The sequence below is a fragment of the Acidovorax sp. SUPP950 genome (assembly GCF_030158935.1).
Taxonomy (GTDB): domain Bacteria; phylum Pseudomonadota; class Gammaproteobacteria; order Burkholderiales; family Burkholderiaceae_C; genus Paracidovorax.
This window is the reverse complement of sequence record NZ_BQXE01000007.1, coordinates 146030-163255: the sequence shown is the minus strand read 5'-3', so window position 1 is coordinate 163255 and position 17226 is coordinate 146030. Positions and strand designations below refer to the sequence as shown.

At 70.6% G+C, this 17226-nt stretch carries 14 protein-coding genes and 1 pseudogene; 7 read left to right on the top strand and 8 right to left on the bottom strand.

Annotated elements, in window-relative coordinates; all coding sequences use genetic code 11:
- Positions 1 to 23 precede the first annotated feature (23 nt).
- Positions 24 to 377, bottom strand: a complete 354-nt coding sequence (locus tag AVME950_RS21585; protein WP_284431383.1) for a cyclophilin-like fold protein — start codon at positions 375 to 377, stop codon at positions 24 to 26.
- Positions 378 to 572: 195 nt separating this feature from the next.
- Here AVME950_RS21585 and AVME950_RS21580 point away from each other — a divergent pair, with 195 nt between their 5' ends.
- Positions 573 to 1478 (top strand): LysR family transcriptional regulator, encoded by a 906-nt coding sequence (locus AVME950_RS21580; protein ID WP_284431382.1) that lies wholly within the window; start codon positions 573 to 575, stop codon positions 1476 to 1478.
- A 25-nt stretch (positions 1479 to 1503) separates the two neighbouring features.
- Here the strand turns inward: AVME950_RS21580 and AVME950_RS21575 are convergent, their stop codons facing one another.
- Positions 1504 to 2025 (bottom strand): HD domain-containing protein, encoded by a 522-nt coding sequence (locus AVME950_RS21575; RefSeq protein WP_284431381.1) that lies wholly within the window; start codon positions 2023 to 2025, stop codon positions 1504 to 1506.
- Between the two features lie 81 nt (positions 2026 to 2106).
- Positions 2107 to 2982, bottom strand: a complete 876-nt coding sequence (locus AVME950_RS21570; RefSeq protein WP_284431380.1) for a LysR family transcriptional regulator — start codon at positions 2980 to 2982, stop codon at positions 2107 to 2109.
- 161 nt (positions 2983 to 3143) lie between these two features.
- Here AVME950_RS21570 and AVME950_RS21565 point away from each other — a divergent pair, with 161 nt between their 5' ends.
- Entirely contained in the window at positions 3144 to 3536 is a 393-nt protein-coding gene (locus tag AVME950_RS21565) for a carboxymuconolactone decarboxylase family protein (protein ID WP_284431379.1), read from the top strand.
- A 13-nt stretch (positions 3537 to 3549) separates the two neighbouring features.
- Here AVME950_RS21565 and AVME950_RS21560 read toward each other — a convergent pair whose 3' ends face one another.
- Positions 3550 to 4404, bottom strand: coding sequence for a creatininase family protein (locus AVME950_RS21560; RefSeq protein WP_284431378.1), 855 nt, complete (start codon positions 4402 to 4404; stop codon positions 3550 to 3552).
- A gap of 7 nt (positions 4405 to 4411) precedes the next feature.
- Complete coding sequence (locus AVME950_RS21555; RefSeq protein WP_284431377.1) at positions 4412 to 5740, bottom strand: sulfatase family protein; 1329 nt, start codon at positions 5738 to 5740, stop codon at positions 4412 to 4414.
- A 234-nt stretch (positions 5741 to 5974) separates the two neighbouring features.
- Between AVME950_RS21555 and AVME950_RS21550 the strand changes: the two genes are divergently transcribed.
- Positions 5975 to 7768 (top strand): methyl-accepting chemotaxis protein, encoded by a 1794-nt coding sequence (locus AVME950_RS21550; RefSeq protein WP_284431376.1) that lies wholly within the window; start codon positions 5975 to 5977, stop codon positions 7766 to 7768.
- An 81-nt stretch (positions 7769 to 7849) separates the two neighbouring features.
- Here AVME950_RS21550 and AVME950_RS21545 read toward each other — a convergent pair whose 3' ends face one another.
- From AVME950_RS21545 to AVME950_RS21535, 3 genes are all read right to left on the bottom strand, one after another.
- The gene (locus AVME950_RS21545) at positions 7850 to 9913 is read right to left on the bottom strand and encodes a TonB-dependent receptor (protein WP_284431375.1); all 2064 of its coding nucleotides are present in this window, start codon (positions 9911 to 9913) and stop codon (positions 7850 to 7852) included.
- A gap of 146 nt (positions 9914 to 10059) precedes the next feature.
- Positions 10060 to 10419: a DUF2946 domain-containing protein gene (locus tag AVME950_RS21540; protein ID WP_284431374.1), complete on the bottom strand. Its 360-nt coding sequence runs from the start codon at positions 10417 to 10419 to the stop codon at positions 10060 to 10062.
- A gap of 71 nt (positions 10420 to 10490) precedes the next feature.
- Entirely contained in the window at positions 10491 to 11444 is a 954-nt protein-coding gene (locus tag AVME950_RS21535; RefSeq protein WP_284431373.1) for a LysR family transcriptional regulator, read from the bottom strand.
- A 101-nt stretch (positions 11445 to 11545) separates the two neighbouring features.
- Here AVME950_RS21535 and AVME950_RS21530 point away from each other — a divergent pair, with 101 nt between their 5' ends.
- The 4 genes and pseudogenes from AVME950_RS21530 to AVME950_RS21515 all read left to right on the top strand — a co-directional run bounded on the left by AVME950_RS21530 (position 11546) and on the right by AVME950_RS21515 (position 17176).
- Entirely contained in the window at positions 11546 to 12562 is a 1017-nt protein-coding gene (locus tag AVME950_RS21530) for a zinc-binding alcohol dehydrogenase family protein (protein ID WP_284431372.1), read from the top strand.
- Positions 12563 to 12620: 58 nt separating this feature from the next.
- Positions 12621 to 14078 (top strand): annotated as a pseudogene (locus AVME950_RS21525) (MATE family efflux transporter); the annotation flags it as partial.
- A 42-nt stretch (positions 14079 to 14120) separates the two neighbouring features.
- Positions 14121 to 14918 (top strand): alanyl-tRNA editing protein, encoded by a 798-nt coding sequence (locus AVME950_RS21520; RefSeq protein ID WP_284431371.1) that lies wholly within the window; start codon positions 14121 to 14123, stop codon positions 14916 to 14918.
- Positions 14919 to 14965: 47 nt separating this feature from the next.
- Positions 14966 to 17176 (top strand): protein-disulfide reductase DsbD family protein, encoded by a 2211-nt coding sequence (locus AVME950_RS21515; RefSeq protein ID WP_284431370.1) that lies wholly within the window; start codon positions 14966 to 14968, stop codon positions 17174 to 17176.
- Positions 17177 to 17226 lie beyond the last annotated feature (50 nt).

The following is a 17226-nucleotide window of genomic DNA, read 5'->3' as shown; positions in this document are numbered from 1 at the left end:
GGGGTGGGCGCGGGGTTCGGAGGTCAGTCCGGCAGGCGCTCGATGCGCACCGGGAACGGCCCCTGGCGCTGCAGCGTCGCGAGGCCCGTGTCCACCCGGCCCAGCCGCAAAAGCCCGCGGGCATAGACGTCATCGCCGACGAAAACCGCCAAGTTGCCCCACGGCGCGTAGAAAGCGATGTCACCCCTGCGAGGCGCAATGCCGTCCGGCGACCCCGCCGCCGAGAGCTTGGCCGGCAAGGGGGCGATGCGTTCCACCCCCGCGTAGTTCTCCAGCGTGAGAGTCAGTGGCAACAGTGCGGCGAAATCACGGCTGGCGGCGCTGTCGTTCAACGTGGCCGTGGCCGTCTCGCCACCGACCTGCAGGCGGATCTTCATAGGGGTGCCCTGAGCGAATGAGGCAGCGGCCAGCGAAGCACACAGCCCGACCGCCAGCGCCGTGCGCCGAAGAAAGGGAATGCGGTTGCTGTCTGCCATGCCGGGAAGTTTGCCAAGGCATCGTCGGGCCGACTAGATAATGAATGCTTAATAGATTTATCAGCCTCACTAATCAATCAAAAGGCGGGCACGCACATGGCACGGCGCAACCTCAACGATCTGCTCGCCTTCGTCACCGTGGCGCGCGAAGGCAGCTTCACCCGCGCTGCCGCCACTTTGGGTGTGACGCAGTCGGCCCTCAGCCAGGCCCTGCGAGGGCTGGAAGAGCGGTTGCAGATCCGACTGCTCACCCGCACGACGCGCAGCGTCTCGCCCACGCCGGCCGGGGAGCGGCTGATGCACGCCATCGGCCACCGCTTCGACGAGATCGAGGCGGAACTCGACGCCCTCACCGCGCTGCGCGACAAGCCGGCCGGCACGGTGCGCATCACCTGCGGTGACAACGTGATGCACACCGTGCTGCTGCCCAAGCTCATGCCGCTGCTGCACGCGTACCCGGACGTCACGCTGGAGTTCGACATGAACTACGGTTTTCGCGACATCGTGGCCGACCGGTTCGACGCCGGCGTGCGCCTGGGCAACACCATCGACAAGGACATGATCGCCGTGCCCATCGGCCCGCCGCTGCGCATGGCCGTGGTGGCATCGCCCGCGTACTTCGCGGGCCACCCGGCACCGAAGACGCCGCACGATCTGACGGCCCACCGCTGCATCAATCAGCGCATGCCCACCTCCGGCGGGCTGTACGTGTGGGATTTTTCCCGGCGCGGCAAGGTGGTCAACGTGCGCGTGGACGGCCCGCTGATCTTCAACACCGCACCGCCCCAGATCGACGCCGCGCTGGCCGGGCTGGGAATCACCTTGCTGCCCGAGGATGAACTGGGACCTCACATCGCAGCGGGCCGGCTGGTGCGGGTGCTGGAAGACTGGTGCCCGCCCTTCGCCGGCTACCACCTCTACTACCCCAGCCGGCGCCAGCCCTCGCCCGCGTTTTCACTCGTTCTGCAGGCGCTGAGGCTGGGGGCATCGGGCCGGCAATAGGCCCTGCGCAGCGTGCGCCGGCGGTTCAGGCGCCTGGCGGCAGCGCGTCTTCGCTCAGCAGGCGGTCCAGTTCGGTCCACAGTTCGTCGCACAGACCGGGGCGAAACGCGGACGCCTTGAACACCGGGTGCTCGCCTTGGTACACGGCCCACATCGGGCGGTTGGCATCCGCCACGCACGCCCGCACGTTGCACAGCCGGTCCGCCACCTTCACCACCAGCGCCAGGTGCTGCGGCTCCGTCACCCGGGCCAGCTTGGCGTACGTCTTGGTCTTGCGCTCTTTCCGCGTCTCGCCCGGTTCGTCGGTGAGCAAGGCGACGCAGTCGGCCACCCGATCGCCGAAACGCGCCCGCACATCGTCCACCGTGGCGCCCGTGTCTTCGACCACATCGTGCAAATAACCGATGAGCTGAGCGTCTTCACCGTACGGCGCGAGCACCGCCGCGACCGCATCCAGATGGTGCGAATAGGGAAGCGCCCCGTATCGCTGGGCGCCGTGCATGCCGACGGCGTAGGCGCGGGCCACGGAGAGTTTGGAGGTCTGCATGGGGAGAGTGTGATTCAGCGGTGGGCGGAGAGAACGTGGGAGATCTGGTGAAGTGGCACAAGACGTAAAAAGCCGCGCCAGCTAACGCGCTGCGGCAACGAGCCCTTGGCGCATGGCCTGGCGACCCGCGCGCGTGGCCAGGCCGATGCCCACCGACAGCGCACCGCCCTCCGCCAGGGCGCGGTACACCACGCCCGTTCGCCGCAGACCGGTGAACGACTTCGGCAGCAGCGCCACGCCGCGGCCATTCGCCACCTCCGCCAGCAGCACATGGTGGTCGGTCGGCTCCCTGAGCTTTTTTGGCGCGAAGCCATGGTGCGAGAACACCTGCTGGCAATGGTCGTAGAAAGCGGGCTGGCGCGCCCGCTCGAACCAGAAGACCGTTTCGTGCGCGAGGTCGGCCAGGCGAAGCCCCTTGCGCCTGGCCAGCGGATGCGCGGACGGCAGGGCGACCACCATCGGCAGGCGATCGAGTTCGACCACATCGAGGCCCGGCGCACGGGTGGGCAGCGCGACGAACGCCGCGTCCAGCTTGCCGCTGCCCAGTTGGCGCACCAAGCGGGGGGACGCGTCGGAAACGATGGAGACCGTGGTACCAGGGTGGGTCGCCTGCACACGCTGCGCCAGCCCGCGAAACCAGGCGGGTTCCACCGCGCTGGTAAGGCCCAGCCGAAGCGTGGCAGGCATGCCGGGGCTGGCGAGAGCGGCCTGCGCGTCGCGAAGCAGCTTCGCAGTCCCGCGCGCGTAGGGCACCAGCCGGTGGCCCGCATCGGTGAGGCTCACGCCTTTCGTGTTGCGGTCGAAAAGCCGCACGCCCAAGCGCTCTTCCAGCGCCCGGATGGCACGGCTCAAGGGCGGTTGCGACAGGTGGAGCGTTTCAGCCGCCTGCCGAAAGCTCAGTGCATCCGCCACGGCGAGGAACAGCGCGAGCGAGCGGGAATCCAGGAGGTTGTTCATATCAAAAAGGTATCACGAAATAGATCATTCCCTGCGCGGTGGCCGCTCCCTACATTGAGCGGCTTCGACATCTTTCAGAGAAATACCATGGCCTTTTCCTTCTGCCCTCGTGCCGCCGTTTCGCGCGGTACGGAACCGTGCGAACACCCAGGGAGCGCCCGATGAGCAACGAACGCTACGAGCGCGGCATGCGCATGCTGGGCGCCGTGGACGGGCCGGCGGGCCTGGCGGTGGTCGGGGGACTGGCGAAGTCGTTCCCCGACTTTGCGCGCTACCTGCTGGAATTTCCGTTTGGCGACATCTATGCCCGCGAGGGTCTGGGCCTGCGTGAACGCGAGCTGGCCACGGTGGCCGCGCTGTGCGCGCTGGGCCATGCCCTGCCGCAGTTGCGGGTGCACGTGCATGCGGCGCTGCATGTGGGTTGCAAGCCGGGCGAGATCGTGGAAGTGGTGATGCAGATGGCGGTCTATGCCGGGTTTCCGGCGGCACTCAACGGCTTGTCGGTCGTTCGCGAAGTGTTCGCGGAATCGGGCATCGCACTGCCGCTGGCTTAAACCCCGCTGCACCTCATGACGACCCGCGGGCCACGACCGTGTCCAGCGGCAACGCGTGAATCTCGCCCAGCAATTGGGCCAGTCCTGCCGCCGCGGCTTCGACCACCGCCCGGCCTTTTTCGGCCGTCGCGCCGGCCGCATTGCCCACCGCGCCGGCCGGGTGGTAATCCTGCATGGCCCAGCCCATCTTGGCGCTCTTGCCATTGCCCAGGAGGGCGTAGCGCTCCGCCCGGTCCTGCGAGGTGGAGCGCCAGTGCTGCGCCTGCGCCATGTGCACGGTGCCGGGGGCGAGATGCAGCATCATCGACGTCTCGATCTCGCCGCCGTGGATGCCGAAGCGGTGCTCCTCGGCGCTGAATTGCGCGCTCACGGCCTCGGGCAGCGGCAGGCTGAACCAGCTGGCGCTGTACACCAGCAGGCCACAGTGCTGGCGCAGCTCGCGCGCCACGATGTCCATCACGCTCACCTGGCCGCCGTGGCCGTTGAGCAGCAGCAGTTTCTTCACGCCCGCGCGGGCCACGCATTCGCCCAGCTCCGTCCACAGCGCGATGAGGGTGGCGGGCTTGAGCGTGAGGGTGCCGGCATAGGCCGTGTGCTCGGTGCTCAGGCCCACGTTCTGCGGCGGCAGGAACAGCGCCGGCACCTCGGCCGGCAGTTGCGGCAGCGCGGCATCGATCACGCCCTGCAGCAGGGCCGCGTCCACGCTCAGCGGCAGGTGGGGGCCATGCTGCTCGATGGCCGCCACGGGGAGTACTGCGACGGTTTGCGCCGCCCGGCCCGAGGCCTGCGCCTGCGCGAAATCGCGGGCGGACCATTCGGCCCAGAAGCGGGAAGGCGGGGCCGGGGGAGCGGTGCGGGGTGAGGTCATGGGCGGTTCAGAAGGTGGCCTGCGGCAATTCGTTGCGGGTGAACACGAGTGAGACCTTGGCCTCCGGCGGGATCGCGGGAAGCGCTGCATCCCACGCCTGCCACGCGGCGCGCAACTCGGCCAGGCGCGCGGGCTCGCGATCGCGCAGGTTGGCGCGCTCGCGCGGATCGGCCACCACGTCGAACAGGTATTCCACGCCGTCCACCTGCAGGTACTTGTGGCGGCCGCGCACCAGCGCGCGCTGCTCGCGGTGCTTCATGCGCCAGCACAGGTCGCGCTCCGGGTTCCACGCGGGGTCGTCGAACAGCGGCAGCAGGCTGGTGCCGTCCAGCGGGTAGTCGGGGTGGGCCGCCACGCCGGCCGCGTCGAGGAAGGTGGCGGTCCAGTCCATGGTGAGGCTGGGCGTGTCGCTCACGCGGCCCGGAGCGATGCGGGCGGGCCAGCGCGCCAGCAGCGGCACGCGGATGCCGCCCTCCAGCAGGTCCATCTTCTGGCCCACGAACGGCCAGTTGTTGGAATAGCGCTCGCCGCCGTTGTCGCTGGTGAAGACGATCAGGGTGTTTTCGTCCAGGCCCTTTTCCTGCAGCGCATCCAGCACCCAGCCGATGCCTTCGTCCATGTGGTGGACCATGCGCTGGTAGGTTTCCAGGCTGCCGCCGTCGACGTGCTTGCCGAAGCCGGCGAGCCGCTGCGATTCGGCGCGGTCGTCCCGCGTGAGCCAGGGCCAGTGGGGCGCGCTGTAGTGCAGGCTCAGCAGAAAGGGGCGGTCCGCCGACTGATCGCGCACGAAGTCCACCGCCCGGCGGCTGAGCAGGTCGGTGAGGTAGCCGTCTTCGGTGTGCTCGGTTTCGTTGACCCAGAAGTCCGGGCGGCCGCGCGGGTCGCAATGCGCGAAGTAGTCCGAGCCGCCGGCATGGAAGCCATAGAACGTGTCGTAGCCGGACATGCGCGGGCCGAAGTGCGGCGGGTAGCCCAGGTGCCACTTGCCCACCAGGGCGGTGGCGTAGCCCGCGTCGCGCAGCAGCGAAGGCAGCGTGGGGTGGCCGGGTGGCAGGCCCAGCACCTTGTCGCCGTGCACGCTGGCCAGCGGCTCCTCGGCCGCGCCGCGCAGGCGGTACTGCCAGCGCCCCGTGGCCAGTGCGAACCGCGTGGGGGAGCACACGGCCGAATTGGAATAGCCCCGCGTGCAGCGCAGGCCCTCGGCCGCCAGCGCGTCCAGGCGCGGCGAGACATCCAGGGGCACGCTGTAGGCATCGCGGGCGCCGGTGCAGCCCAGGTCGGCATAGCCCAGGTCGTCGGCAAGGATGAAGATCAGATTGGGGCGGGAGGACGTCATGGACCGGTCGCAGTGAGGGGATTGGCGCGAAATGGGACGGCGCAAACCAGCAAGGGGCCCTCGATTGTCGCCGCCTGCCCGGCACCTGAACGCCCGTCCGCTCGCCATCCGCGCACCGGCAGGCTGGTTTGTGTCCTACAGATCAATTACATCAGAGGATTAAAAATTACACATTGACACACACCCATCCCGCCGGCCAAATCGGCATTCGACTCTAGCGAAAAGGCTGCATCCATGAACTTCTTCCAACGCATGAAACTGGGCACCTTGCTGGGCTCGGGTTTTGCTCTCGTGATCGCCATCGGCTTCCTGGTGGCCGCCTTCGGACGGGTACAGCTCGATCACATCGGCGGCAACATCAAGCTGCTGTCGCATGAGCGCATCGCCAACCTGCTGGTGCTGCAGGAAATGAAGGACGGCATCAACACGGTGGCCCGGGCCGCACGCAACATCGCGCTGCTGGAAGACCTTCCGCAGATGGCCGATGAAAAACGCCGCATCGACAAGGCCCAGGCACGCAACGCAGAACTGCTCAGCCAACTGAACCAGCGCATGACCAGTCCCGAGGCAAAAGCCCTGGTTGCCCAGATCGGGCAGGCGCGGCCCGCCTATGTGGAGGCCCTGAACAAGGCCGTCGACCTGGGCCTGGCTAACCAGAACGATCAGGCACGCGAGCAGTTGCTCGGCCCGGTGCGCCCTGTGCAAGCCGCTTATTTCAAGGCGCTGGACGACCTGGTCGACTACCAGAAGGCCGCCACCGTGCGCACGGCCGACGAGTCCGAGAAGGACGCGGTCGCCGCAGGCACGCTGATGCTCGCGCTGGCAGCCCTCGCGGCCGCCGCAGGCGCCATGGTGGCCTGGGCCATCACCCGGCAGATCAAAGGACAGCTGGGCGGCGAGCCGGCCTATGCCTCCGAGGTCGCGCAGCAGGTGGCCAACGGCAATCTGGCGGTCGGCGTGCAACTGCGCCAGGGCGACACCCACAGCGTGCTGGCGGCCATGAACGCCATGCGCACCAGCCTGAGCGGGATCGTGAGCCAGGTGCGCGAAAGCAGCGAATCCATCGCGACCGGCGCCGGGCAGATCGCCACCGGCAACGCCGACCTGAGCCAGCGCACCGAAGAGCAGGCCTCCAACCTGCAGCAGACGGCGGCATCGATGGAAGAGATGACCTCCACCGTCAAGCAGAACGCCGACACCGTGCGCACCGCCTCGCAACTGGCGAGCTCGGCCAGCGCCACCGCCTCCAAGGGCGGCGAGGTGGTGGGCAATGTGGTGCGCACCATGGAAGACATCACCGCCAGCTCGCGCCGCATCAGCGACATCATCGGCGTGATCGACTCCATCGCGTTCCAGACCAACATCCTGGCGTTGAACGCCGCGGTGGAAGCCGCCCGCGCGGGCGAGCAGGGCCGGGGCTTCGCCGTCGTGGCCAGCGAGGTGCGCAGCCTGGCGGGCCGCTCCGCCGACGCGGCCAAGGAGATCAAGGCGCTGATCGGCCAGAGCGTGCAGACGGTGGAACAGGGCTCGGCGCTGGTGAGCGAAGCCGGCGCCACCATGAACGAGATCGTCGATCAGGCCCGCCGGGTGGCCGACCTGATCGGCGAGATCGGCGCCGCCACGCGCGAGCAGGAGCAAGGCATTTCGCAGGTGAGCGATGCGGTGAACCAGCTCGACCAGGTGACGCAGCAGAACGCCGCGCTGGTGGAGGAATCCGCCGCGGCCGCCGACAGCCTGAACCACCAGGCCACCCGCCTGGTGGAGATCGTGAGCGTCTTCCGGCTCGAAGAATCGGCCTCCAGCGCCGTCATCCGCCGCGCGCAGGCGCAAAGCCGGACGGCGCCGGTGCCGACGCCCTCGCTGGCCTCGGCGCCTGCCCCGGCCACCAAGGCCCCGCGCGCCATGCCCGCCCCTGCGCGGAAACTGCAGGCCTCTCCCGCCAAGGCCCCGTTGGTGGCCGCGCCCGCCAAAGCCGCCAAGCAGCCAGCGATGGCGGGCACGGGAGCGGACGACTGGGAAACCTTCTGACGCCACCGCCCCCTGCGCCACCGGACGCCTCCCACGCCCCTCCGGCTGTGGGGCGTTTTTCTGGGGCGGCCCGCGTGGCGCCTAGAACCGCCAGCCGAGCGAGGTCGACACGCTGCGGCCATCCCCCGGCGAATAGCCCGACGAGCCGCTGTCGTACCACGCATAGACGTAGCGGCGGTGGGTGGCGTTCTTCACCTGCACCGACACGTCCATTTCGGGCGTGAGGCGCCAGGTGGCGCCGAGGTTCAGCAGCGCGTAGCGGCCAGCGCGGCCCTGCGTGTTGGTGCGGTCCAGAAAGTAGTCGCCCTGCGCGCTGGCCGAGGCGCTCAGCTCCCATTGCTCGCTGGCGCGGTAGGTGATGCCGGCGGTCGCCAGGTGGTGCGGCACGTTCTCGACCTCGCGGCCCGCCGTGGCGGGCGCGCTCGGGTCGGGCGTGGTGATGCGCGCCACCTGGCGCGAATAGGCCAGCCAGCCGGTCCAGCGGGCGTGCAGTTGCGCGTTGAGCTGCAGGTCGTAGCCCTTGCGCAGCGTGCGGCCCACGTTGCCGAGGCCCCCGGGATCGGGAACGCCATCCACCCCCAGCACGCGCGCCACCTCGCCCGAGGCGCGCTGGCGCCACAGCGCCGCGCGCGCCTCCAGCCAGGGCAGCGGGCGGAACCTGGCACCCACCTCCCAGCCGTCGTTGATCGAGGGATCGAGGTTGCGCGACTGCGTGCGGTAGGCATCGATGCCCGTGCCGATCTGGAAGGTGCGACCCCAGTTGCCGTACAGGCTGGTGTCGGGCGAGAGCGCGTAGGCCACGCTGAGCTTGGGCTGGCGAATGGTGCCGTAGTCGTGCACGGGCGCGTTGGTGCCCGCGAGCCCGTCGGAAAAATGCCCGCCGATGCGGTCGACCCGCAGCGCGGGCACGATCTTCAGCGCCGCCACGGGCCGCACCACCGCCTGCAGGTACGCGCCGCGCGTGTCCAGGTCGAAGTTCCAGTCGCGAAACGTCGAGGTCCGCACGCGCTCGATGGTGCGGTAGCGCTGCGCGGCGTTGCTCTGCCACTGGGCATCGACACCGCCTTCGAGCGTTAACTCGTGCGCCCAGTCCACCCGCGGGCGCCAGGTGAGCGACGTCAGGGCGCCCCGGTGTGTCTCGTCGTTGTCGCGCTCCTGCTGCACGGCGGCCTGTGAAAAGCGCACCCAGCGCTGGTTCTCGTAATGATTGCCATAGGCCTTGGCGGACCAGGAGAGGCGGTCGGCCAGTTCGCCGTCGATGTGCAGGGCGAGCTGGCCCGTCTCGCGCTCGCTGCGGTCGGCGCTGGCGTAGGCGGGGGACGAGCGCGGCGCGGCCTCGGCCTGCTCGCGCGTGAGATAGCCCGATTCGAGCGCGCGGTTGCGGTAGTAGCGGGCGGTCAGGCCCGTGCGCCAGCGCCCGTCGTCGCTGGTGTAGAACCATTTGCCCGACAGCGCGCGCTGCGTGCCGTCGGCGTGCGCCCGGTAGCCGTCCGACTCGCGCCAGGCCAGCGTGTAGTTCTGGCTCCAGTTGCCGCTCTCGATGCCCTTGGCCACCTGCACCTCGCGCGTGCCGAAGCTGCCGACCGTGGCGATGGCGCGGCCCTCGTTGCCGCCCGTGCGCGTGACCACGTTGGCATTGCCCGCGATGTTGTTCAGCCCGTAGCGCGGGTCGTTGGTGCCGCGCACCACCTCGATGGCCTCGATGTCGATGGGGAAGACCGCGTCGAGGTAGGGCATGCCGCCCGCGTTGTCGTTGGAAGGAATGCCGTCGATCAGCAGCTTGACGGCGTTCACGCGGCCCTCGCCGTTGAAGCCGCGCATCGAGAAGCGCCCGGCATCGGTGCCCTGGCGGAACGGCGTGACCTGCACGCCCGGCGCGCGCGCGAACAATTCCCAGGCGTGGTCCACATGCTGGTCCTGCAGCACGCTGGCGCCCAGGATGTCGACCGAGCTGAACACGTTGCGCACGGGCAGCGGGCCCGCGCTGGCGGCCTGCACCTGCACGGTGCCGAGCGTGAGGGCGGCATCGGCCGTGGGTTCTGCCGAGGCGCCGGGCGCGGGTTGCGCATGGGCCGCGAGGGCCGTGGCGGCGGCCAGCGCAAGGGTGTGGCGCGCAGCGCCCGAGGAAAAGGAAAGTCGTTTCATGGCCATCGTCCGTGGGCCCTCTCCCGCATCGGCCGGTGCGTGGCGATGCAGGGCGAGGGCAAAGAAAACCGAAGGGCTGCGCCCAGGCGCTCGCCCAAGCGCCGCACCCCGGGCCCGGCCCGGGGTGCGGCGCACGATTCAAGGCATCACGAAACGAACGGAGGCCCTCGTGCGGGCAGTGGCGCGCCCACCAGGGCGGCGATGCGCGCAGCCGCCACGGGTTGAACGGCATGGGCCAGCGGCTGCGGCGGCGCGGCGCGTACCCGCAGCACCGGCGGCGGGGCGCCGCCCGGCAGGCACAGAGCGCAGTCGAGCGTGTGCAGGCCCCCGCCATCGGGCGCGGTGCCATCGTCCTGCGCCACGAGCTGGAACACGCCCGCGGCACTGCACACCACCATCAGCGACTGCGGATGCACCAGGGGCGACACCGCGGCCACACCCAGCGCCAAAGCGAACCACGCCAGCACCCAGCGGGCGGTGAGGAAGGGCGTGCGCAGCGCATTCATGGGCGGGGGGATTATCGGCGCCGGGGCCGGGCGCGCATGGCGGCCCGACCATCAAAGAAAGGCGCGCGGCGTCACGGCAGGGCCACCCAGCCGGGATGGCCGGGCATCGCAGCCTCTTCGGCCACCAGGGCCGCGCAGCACTGCGCTACGTGATCGACCAGCGCCCGCACGCGCGCCGGCACGAACCGGTGGCTGGGCAGCACGGCGTGCAGGGCATAGCGCTGTCCCCGCCAGTCGGGCAGCAGCGCGACCAGGGCGCCCGAGCGCAGGCTGGCGCGCACGTCGATCGCCGACTTGTAGACGATGCCGCCGCCCGCCAGCGCCCATTCATGGGCCATGGAGCCGTCGTCCACGCTGCGCTCGCCCTCCACGGCCACCGAGACCGCCTCGCCATCGGCCGCCCGCTCGAAATGCCAGCGCACCTCCCGCCGGCCGGCGATGTGCAGGGTCAGGCAGTCGTGCCCCGCCAGCTCGGCGGGGTGCCGGGGCACGCCCCGCCGCGCCAGGTAGGCCGGTGCGGCGCAGGCCACGCGCCGGGTGATGCACAGCGGCCGGGCGATCAGTTGCGAGTCGGCCAGCGCGCCATAGCGCAGGGCCACGTCTACCGCATCGCGGCGCACGTCCTGCACCCGGTCGCTGACCGACAAGGCCAGGTGCACGCCCGGGTGCTGCTGCAGGAAGCGGTCGAACCACGGCAGCAGCAGGCTGCGCGACAGGTCCGACGGCGCGGCCACGCGCACGGTGCCGCGCAGCGCGCCGGCCTCCGAGGCCGCCTGGCTCGCGCCCTCCTCCAGCAGCTCGAGCGCCCGCGCCGCGTAGTCGAGCAGGGTCTGCCCCTGGTCGGTGAGCCGCATGGCGCGGGTGGAACGCTCGAACAGGCGCGCGCCCACTTGCGCCTCCAGCCGCTTGAGCATGGCGCTGGCCGCTGCGGGCGTGATTTCCAGCACCCGCGCCGCGGCGGTGAGGCTGCCGCCCCGGGCGGTTTCCACCAGCACGCGCAGGTCGGAGATATTTTCAAATTTCATTTGAAAGAGATAGGCATACAAGCCGACTTATCAAATCCATTTTGCCAACCTACAGTGCATCCATCGCTGTTTTTCCCATTTATTTTCAGAGAAAGTCACCCATGAAAGCCATCGGCTACCACGCCCCCCATGCCATCGACCACCCCGAAGCCCTGGTGGACCTGGACCTTCCCGCGCCGCTCCCCGGCGAGCACGATCTGCTGGTGCGCGTTCACGCGGTGTCGGTGAACCCGGTGGACACCAAGGTGCGCGCCAGCGCGGCGCCCGAAGGCGGCGCGGCCAAGGTGCTGGGCTGGGACGCCGTGGGCACCGTGCAGGCGCTGGGCAGCGCGGTGCAGGGCTTCGCCGTGGGCGACCGGGTGTACTACGCCGGCGCCATCGACCGCCCCGGTTCCAACGCCGAACTGCACACGGTGGATGCGCGCATCGCCGCCCATGCGCCCGCCACGCTGTCCGATGCGCAGGCCGCCGCCATGCCGCTGACCGCCATCACGGCCTGGGAAATCCTGTTCGACCGGCTGCGCGTGCCCTCGGGCGACGGCGCTGCGGCGGGCCAGTCCCTGCTGGTGGTGGGCGGCGCGGGCGGGGTGGGCTCGATCCTGATCCAGCTCGCGCGCCAGTTGACCGGCCTGCGCGTGATCGCCACCGCCTCACGTCCCGAGACGCGCCAGTGGTGCCTGGACATGGGCGCGCACGACGTGATCGACCACCGCCAGCCGCTCGCCCCGCAACTGGCCGCGCTGGGCGTGCCGCAGGTGGACCATGTGGCGGCCCTCACCCACACGCCGGCCTACATGGCGCAGTACGTGGACTGCGTGCGGCCCCAGGGACAGATCGCCGTGATCGACGACATGCCCTCGCTGGACGTGATGCCGCTCAAGCGCAAGAGCATTTCGCTGCACTGGGAAATGATGTTCACCCGCTCGCTGTTCGGCACGCCCGACCTGCACCGCCAGGGCGAGCTGCTGGCCGAAGTGGCGCGCCTGCTGGACGCCGGGCGCCTGCGCAGCACCTTCACCACCGACGGCGGGCGCATCGACGCGGCCCACCTGCGCCAGGCGCATGCGCTGGTGGAGAGCGGCCGCGCCATCGGCAAGGTCGTGCTGCAGGGGTTCTGATGGCGGGTGCCGGCATCGGCCGACAGCCGGGCCACCCGGGCGGCTGGCACCATGCCGCATGCCAAAGCCCCCCACGCGCGACCTGACCCAAGGCCCCATCGGCCGCACGCTGCTGGTGTTCGCATTGCCCATCCTCGCGGGCAACGTGCTGCAGTCCCTCAACGGCTCCATCAACGCCATCTGGGTGGGGCGCTATTTGGGGGAGGCGGCGCTCACGGCCACGGCGAACGCCAACAACATCCTCTTCCTGCTGATCGGTGCCGTGTTCGGCGTGGGCATGGCGGCCACCATCCTCGTGGCGCAGGCCATGGGTGCCAGGAACCTGGCGCAGGCCCAGCGCGTGATGGGCCTGCGCCACGTTCTTCGGGGGCACCTCGGTGCTCATCGCGCTGGTGGGGCTGCCGCTGTCGCGCGAAATCCTCGGCTGGATGGGCACGCCAGCCGACGCGTTGCCGCTGGCCGAGGCCTATCTGCGCACGCTGTTCCTGGCGATTCCGCTGCTGTACCTGTTCGCGTTCGTGTCGGCGGTGCTCCGCGGCGCGGGCGACACGCGCACGCCGTTTCTTTTTCTGCTGCTGGTGGTGGTGCTGGACACGGCGCTGAACCCGCTGCTCATCTTCGGCCTGGGGCCGGTGCCGCGCATGGGGATCGCCGGCTCAGCCATGGCGACGCTGGTGGCCAATGCCCTGAGCTTCGCGGCACTGCTGGCCTGGCTGCGCTACCGACGCCATCCACTGTGGATCGGCCGGGCGCAGTGGCGCCTGTTCGTGCCCGACCCCGCCATCCTGCGGGCGCTGGTGTTCAAGGGCATTCCGATGGGCGTGCAGATGGTGATGATCTCGCTGGCCATGCTCATGGTGATGGGCATGGTCAACGCCCAGGGCGTGGTCACGGCCTCGGCGTATGGCGCGGCGCTGCAGCTGTGGACCTACGTGCAGATGCCGGCCATGGCCATCGGCGCCGCGTGCTCGTCGATGGCGGCGCAGAACGTGGGGGCCGGCCGCTGGGACCGGGTGGACGGCGTGGCGCGCAGTGGCACGCTGTTCAACTTTCTGCTCACGGGCGCGCTGATCGCGCCGCTCATCCTGCTGGACCGCATGGCGCTGTCGCTCTTTTTGCCCGAGGGCAGCGCCTCGCTGGAAGCCGCCCGGCATCTGAACCACATCGCGGTGGGGTCGTTCCTGTTCTTCGGCGTGACCTTCGTGCTGTCGGGCGTGGTGCGGGCCACGGGCGCGGTGGTGCCGCCGCTCATCATCCTCGGGCTGGCGCTCTGGGGCATCCGCCTGCCCATCGCGTACGGGCTGCAGCCGGTGCTGGGCGCGGACGCGATCTGGTGGAGCTTTCCGGCCAGCGCGCTGTGCGCCATGCTGATGTCCATCGCCTACTACCGGTTCGGCCGCTGGCGCCAGGCGCGCATGCTGCCGCCCGGCGAATCGGTGGCCACGCCCGCCGAGGTGGGCGGCCTTCCGCCCGCGCCGGTGTGCACGCCGGCGCACGCCACGCCCACGGCGCGCCGCACGGAGGGCGCTCCCGCAGGCGCCGCCGTTACCATCGGGCCATGACGACCGACGACCGCTCCCCCCCTGCGACCACCCCCACGCTGGCCACGCAAGACCTCTTCCGCGAAGACGCCTACCTGCGCGAATGCCAGGCCACCGTGGTGGCGGTGCAGCCGGACGGCGGCATCGTGCTGGACCGCACCGTGTTCTACCCGCTCGGGGGCGGCCAGGCCGGCGACAGCGGCGTGCTGCTGCGGGCGGACGGCAGCACCGTCGCCATTGCCGACACGCGCAAGGGCAAGGATGCCGAAGGCCGGCCCACGGCTGCCATCGTGCACGTGCCCGCACCGGGCGAAGTCGCGCCCTGGACGGTGGGCGAGGCCGTGACCGCGCGCATCGACTGGGAGCGCCGCCACCGGCTGATGCGCTTTCACACCACCACCCACCTGCTGTGCCACCTGGTGGCGCAGCCCGTGAACGGCTGCTCGATCACCCCCGACTACGCGCGGCTCGATTTCCACATGGACGGCGCGCTGGACAAGGACGCCCTGACCGCCGGCATCGCGCGCCTGGTGGCCGAAGGCCATGCCATCACCCTGGGCACCGTCACCGATGCGGAACTGGACGCCAACCCCGCCCTGGTCAAGAGCATGAGCGTGCAGCCGCCGCGCGGCACGGGCCAGGTGCGCACCGTGCGCGTGGGTGGCACCGGCGAGGCGGGCGCGCCGCAGATCGACCTGCAGCCCTGCGGCGGCACGCACGTGGCGCACACCGGCGAGATCGGCGCCGTGGTCGTGACCAAGATCGAGAAGAAAGGCGCCCTGTCGCGCCGTGTGGTGCTCGGCTTCGCCGCCTGACACCGGCCCAGGAACCAAACCCCGGGCTGCGGCTCCCACCCTGCGACATGTCACACCGCCTGCTCCAGCGCTTGCTGCCCGCTCTTTTTTTGATAGCTGTCAGCGCTTTCCACATGGGCGCCGGGGCCCAATTGGGCCCCAAGACCACCGGTGCCGGCAGCGGCAGCAGCACCGTCACCACCCCCCATGTGCAGGCCGAGCTGGTGGCCCACGCCCCCGAGGGTGTGGCGCCGGGCAAGCCGCTCTGGCTGGGCCTGTCGATCACCCACCAGCCCGAGTGGCACACCTACTGGATGAATTCGGGCGATTCGGGCCTGCCCACGCAGCTGGAGTGGCAGGTGCCCGCTGGCATTGAGGCCGGCGACATCGCCTGGCCCGTGCCACGCAAGATCCCCATCGGCAACCTGGCCAACTACGGCTACGAGGGCACGGTGCTGCTGCCGGTGCCCATGGCCGTCTCCGATGCGTTCGCGCCCGGCCCGCTGGCGCGCACCGCCACCTTCCACCTGCGCGCCTCGTGGCTGGTGTGCCGCAAGGAATGCATCCCCGAAGAAGGCGACTTCACCCTGCAGTTGCCGATCCGCAGCACCACGGCGCTGAGCGCCGGGGCCTTCGATGCCGCGCAGCAGGCGCACCCCCAGCCGCTGCCGGCGCCCGCGGCCGGCGCCCCGGCCAGCAGCGCCCGCGTGGACGGCAACGCCATCGCCCTCACCGTGGCCGGGCTGCCCGCCGCGTTGCGCGGCAAGGCGCTGGAGTTCTTTCCCGAAACCACCGGCGTGATCGAAACCGCGGCGGACTGGACGCAGGCCTGGCAGGGCGACGTGTGGACGGCGCGCGTGCCGCTGTCGCCGCAGCGCAGCGCCAGCCCCACGCCCATGCCCGTGGTGCTGGCCCATGCCGGCCAGGGCTGGCGGGCCGAGCTGCCCCTGGAGGGCGGCTGGCCCCCGCTCGCGGCGATGGCCAGCGTCTCGCCCGCGCTGGAGGCGGCCTTGCGCGCCAACGCGGCCCAGGGCGGCGGCGCGCCGGCCACGCCCACCGTTACCGCCGCGCCGCTCGGCACCCTGCTGGCGGCGCTGGCGGGCGCGCTGCTGGGCGGGCTGATCCTCAACCTCATGCCCTGCGTGTTCCCGGTGCTGGCGATCAAGGTGGTGGGCTTTGCCCAGCATGCGAACCACCGCCGCGCCCACCGCATCGGCGGGCTGGCGTACACGGCGGGCGTGGTGCTGTCGTTCATGGCGCTGGGCGCACTCATGCTCGCGCTGCGCGCCGCGGGCGAGGCCGTGGGCTGGGGCTTTCAGCTGCAGTCGCCCGGCGTGGTGGCCCTGCTGGCGGCGCTGTTCACCGTGATCGGGCTGAATCTCGCGGGCGTGTTCGAGTTCGGGCGCTTCCTGCCCAGTTCGGTGGCCAGCCTGCAGGCCCGCCACCCGGCGGTGGATGCCTTCCTGACCGGCATGCTGGCCGTGGCCGTGGCCTCGCCCTGCACCGCGCCGTTCATGGGCGCCTCGCTCGGCCTCACGGCCACCTTGCCGGCCGCGCAGGCGCTGGCGGTGTTCGGCGCGCTGGGCCTGGGGCTGGCGCTGCCGTACCTGGCCGCCAGCTGGGTGCCCGCGGTGGCGCGCGCCCTGCCACGCCCTGGCGCCTGGATGGACACGCTGCGCCGGTTCATGGCGTTCCCGATGTTCGCCACCGTGGTGTGGCTGGTGTGGGTGCTGGGCCAGCAAAGCGGCATCGACGGCGCGGCGGCCCTGCTGGCGCTGCTGGTCACGCTCAGCATGGCGGTCTGGGCGCTCACGCTCGCCGGGCGCACCCGCTGGGCAATTGCTCCTATTTCGATAGCACTCCTGGCATATTTGACTACGGCATGGGCACCAAAAGTGCTTGAAATCGTGCCGGCTTCGGCCGCAGCGGTGCCCTCTGCCAGCGGCTGGCGCCCCTGGCAGCCCGGCCTGCCCGAGGAACTGGTGGCCAAGGGCCAGCCCGTGTTCGTGGACTACACCGCCGCCTGGTGCGTGACCTGCCAGTACAACAAGAAAACCACCCTGGCGCACGAGGACGTGCTGAAGGACTTCGCCGCCAAGAACGTGGCCCTGCTGCGCGCCGACTGGACGCGCCGCGATCCCGCCATCACCGCCGCGCTGGCGCAACTGGGGCGCAGCGGCGTGCCGGTGTACGTGCTGCAGGCGCCGGGCCGGTCACCCGTGGTGCTGTCGGAAATCCTGGGCGTGCAGGAAGTGCGCGCGGCCATCGCCGGCCTGTAAGCGCTTCGTTCAGCAGGCGCCCCATCGCCCTTCCGGCACGGGGGTTTTGG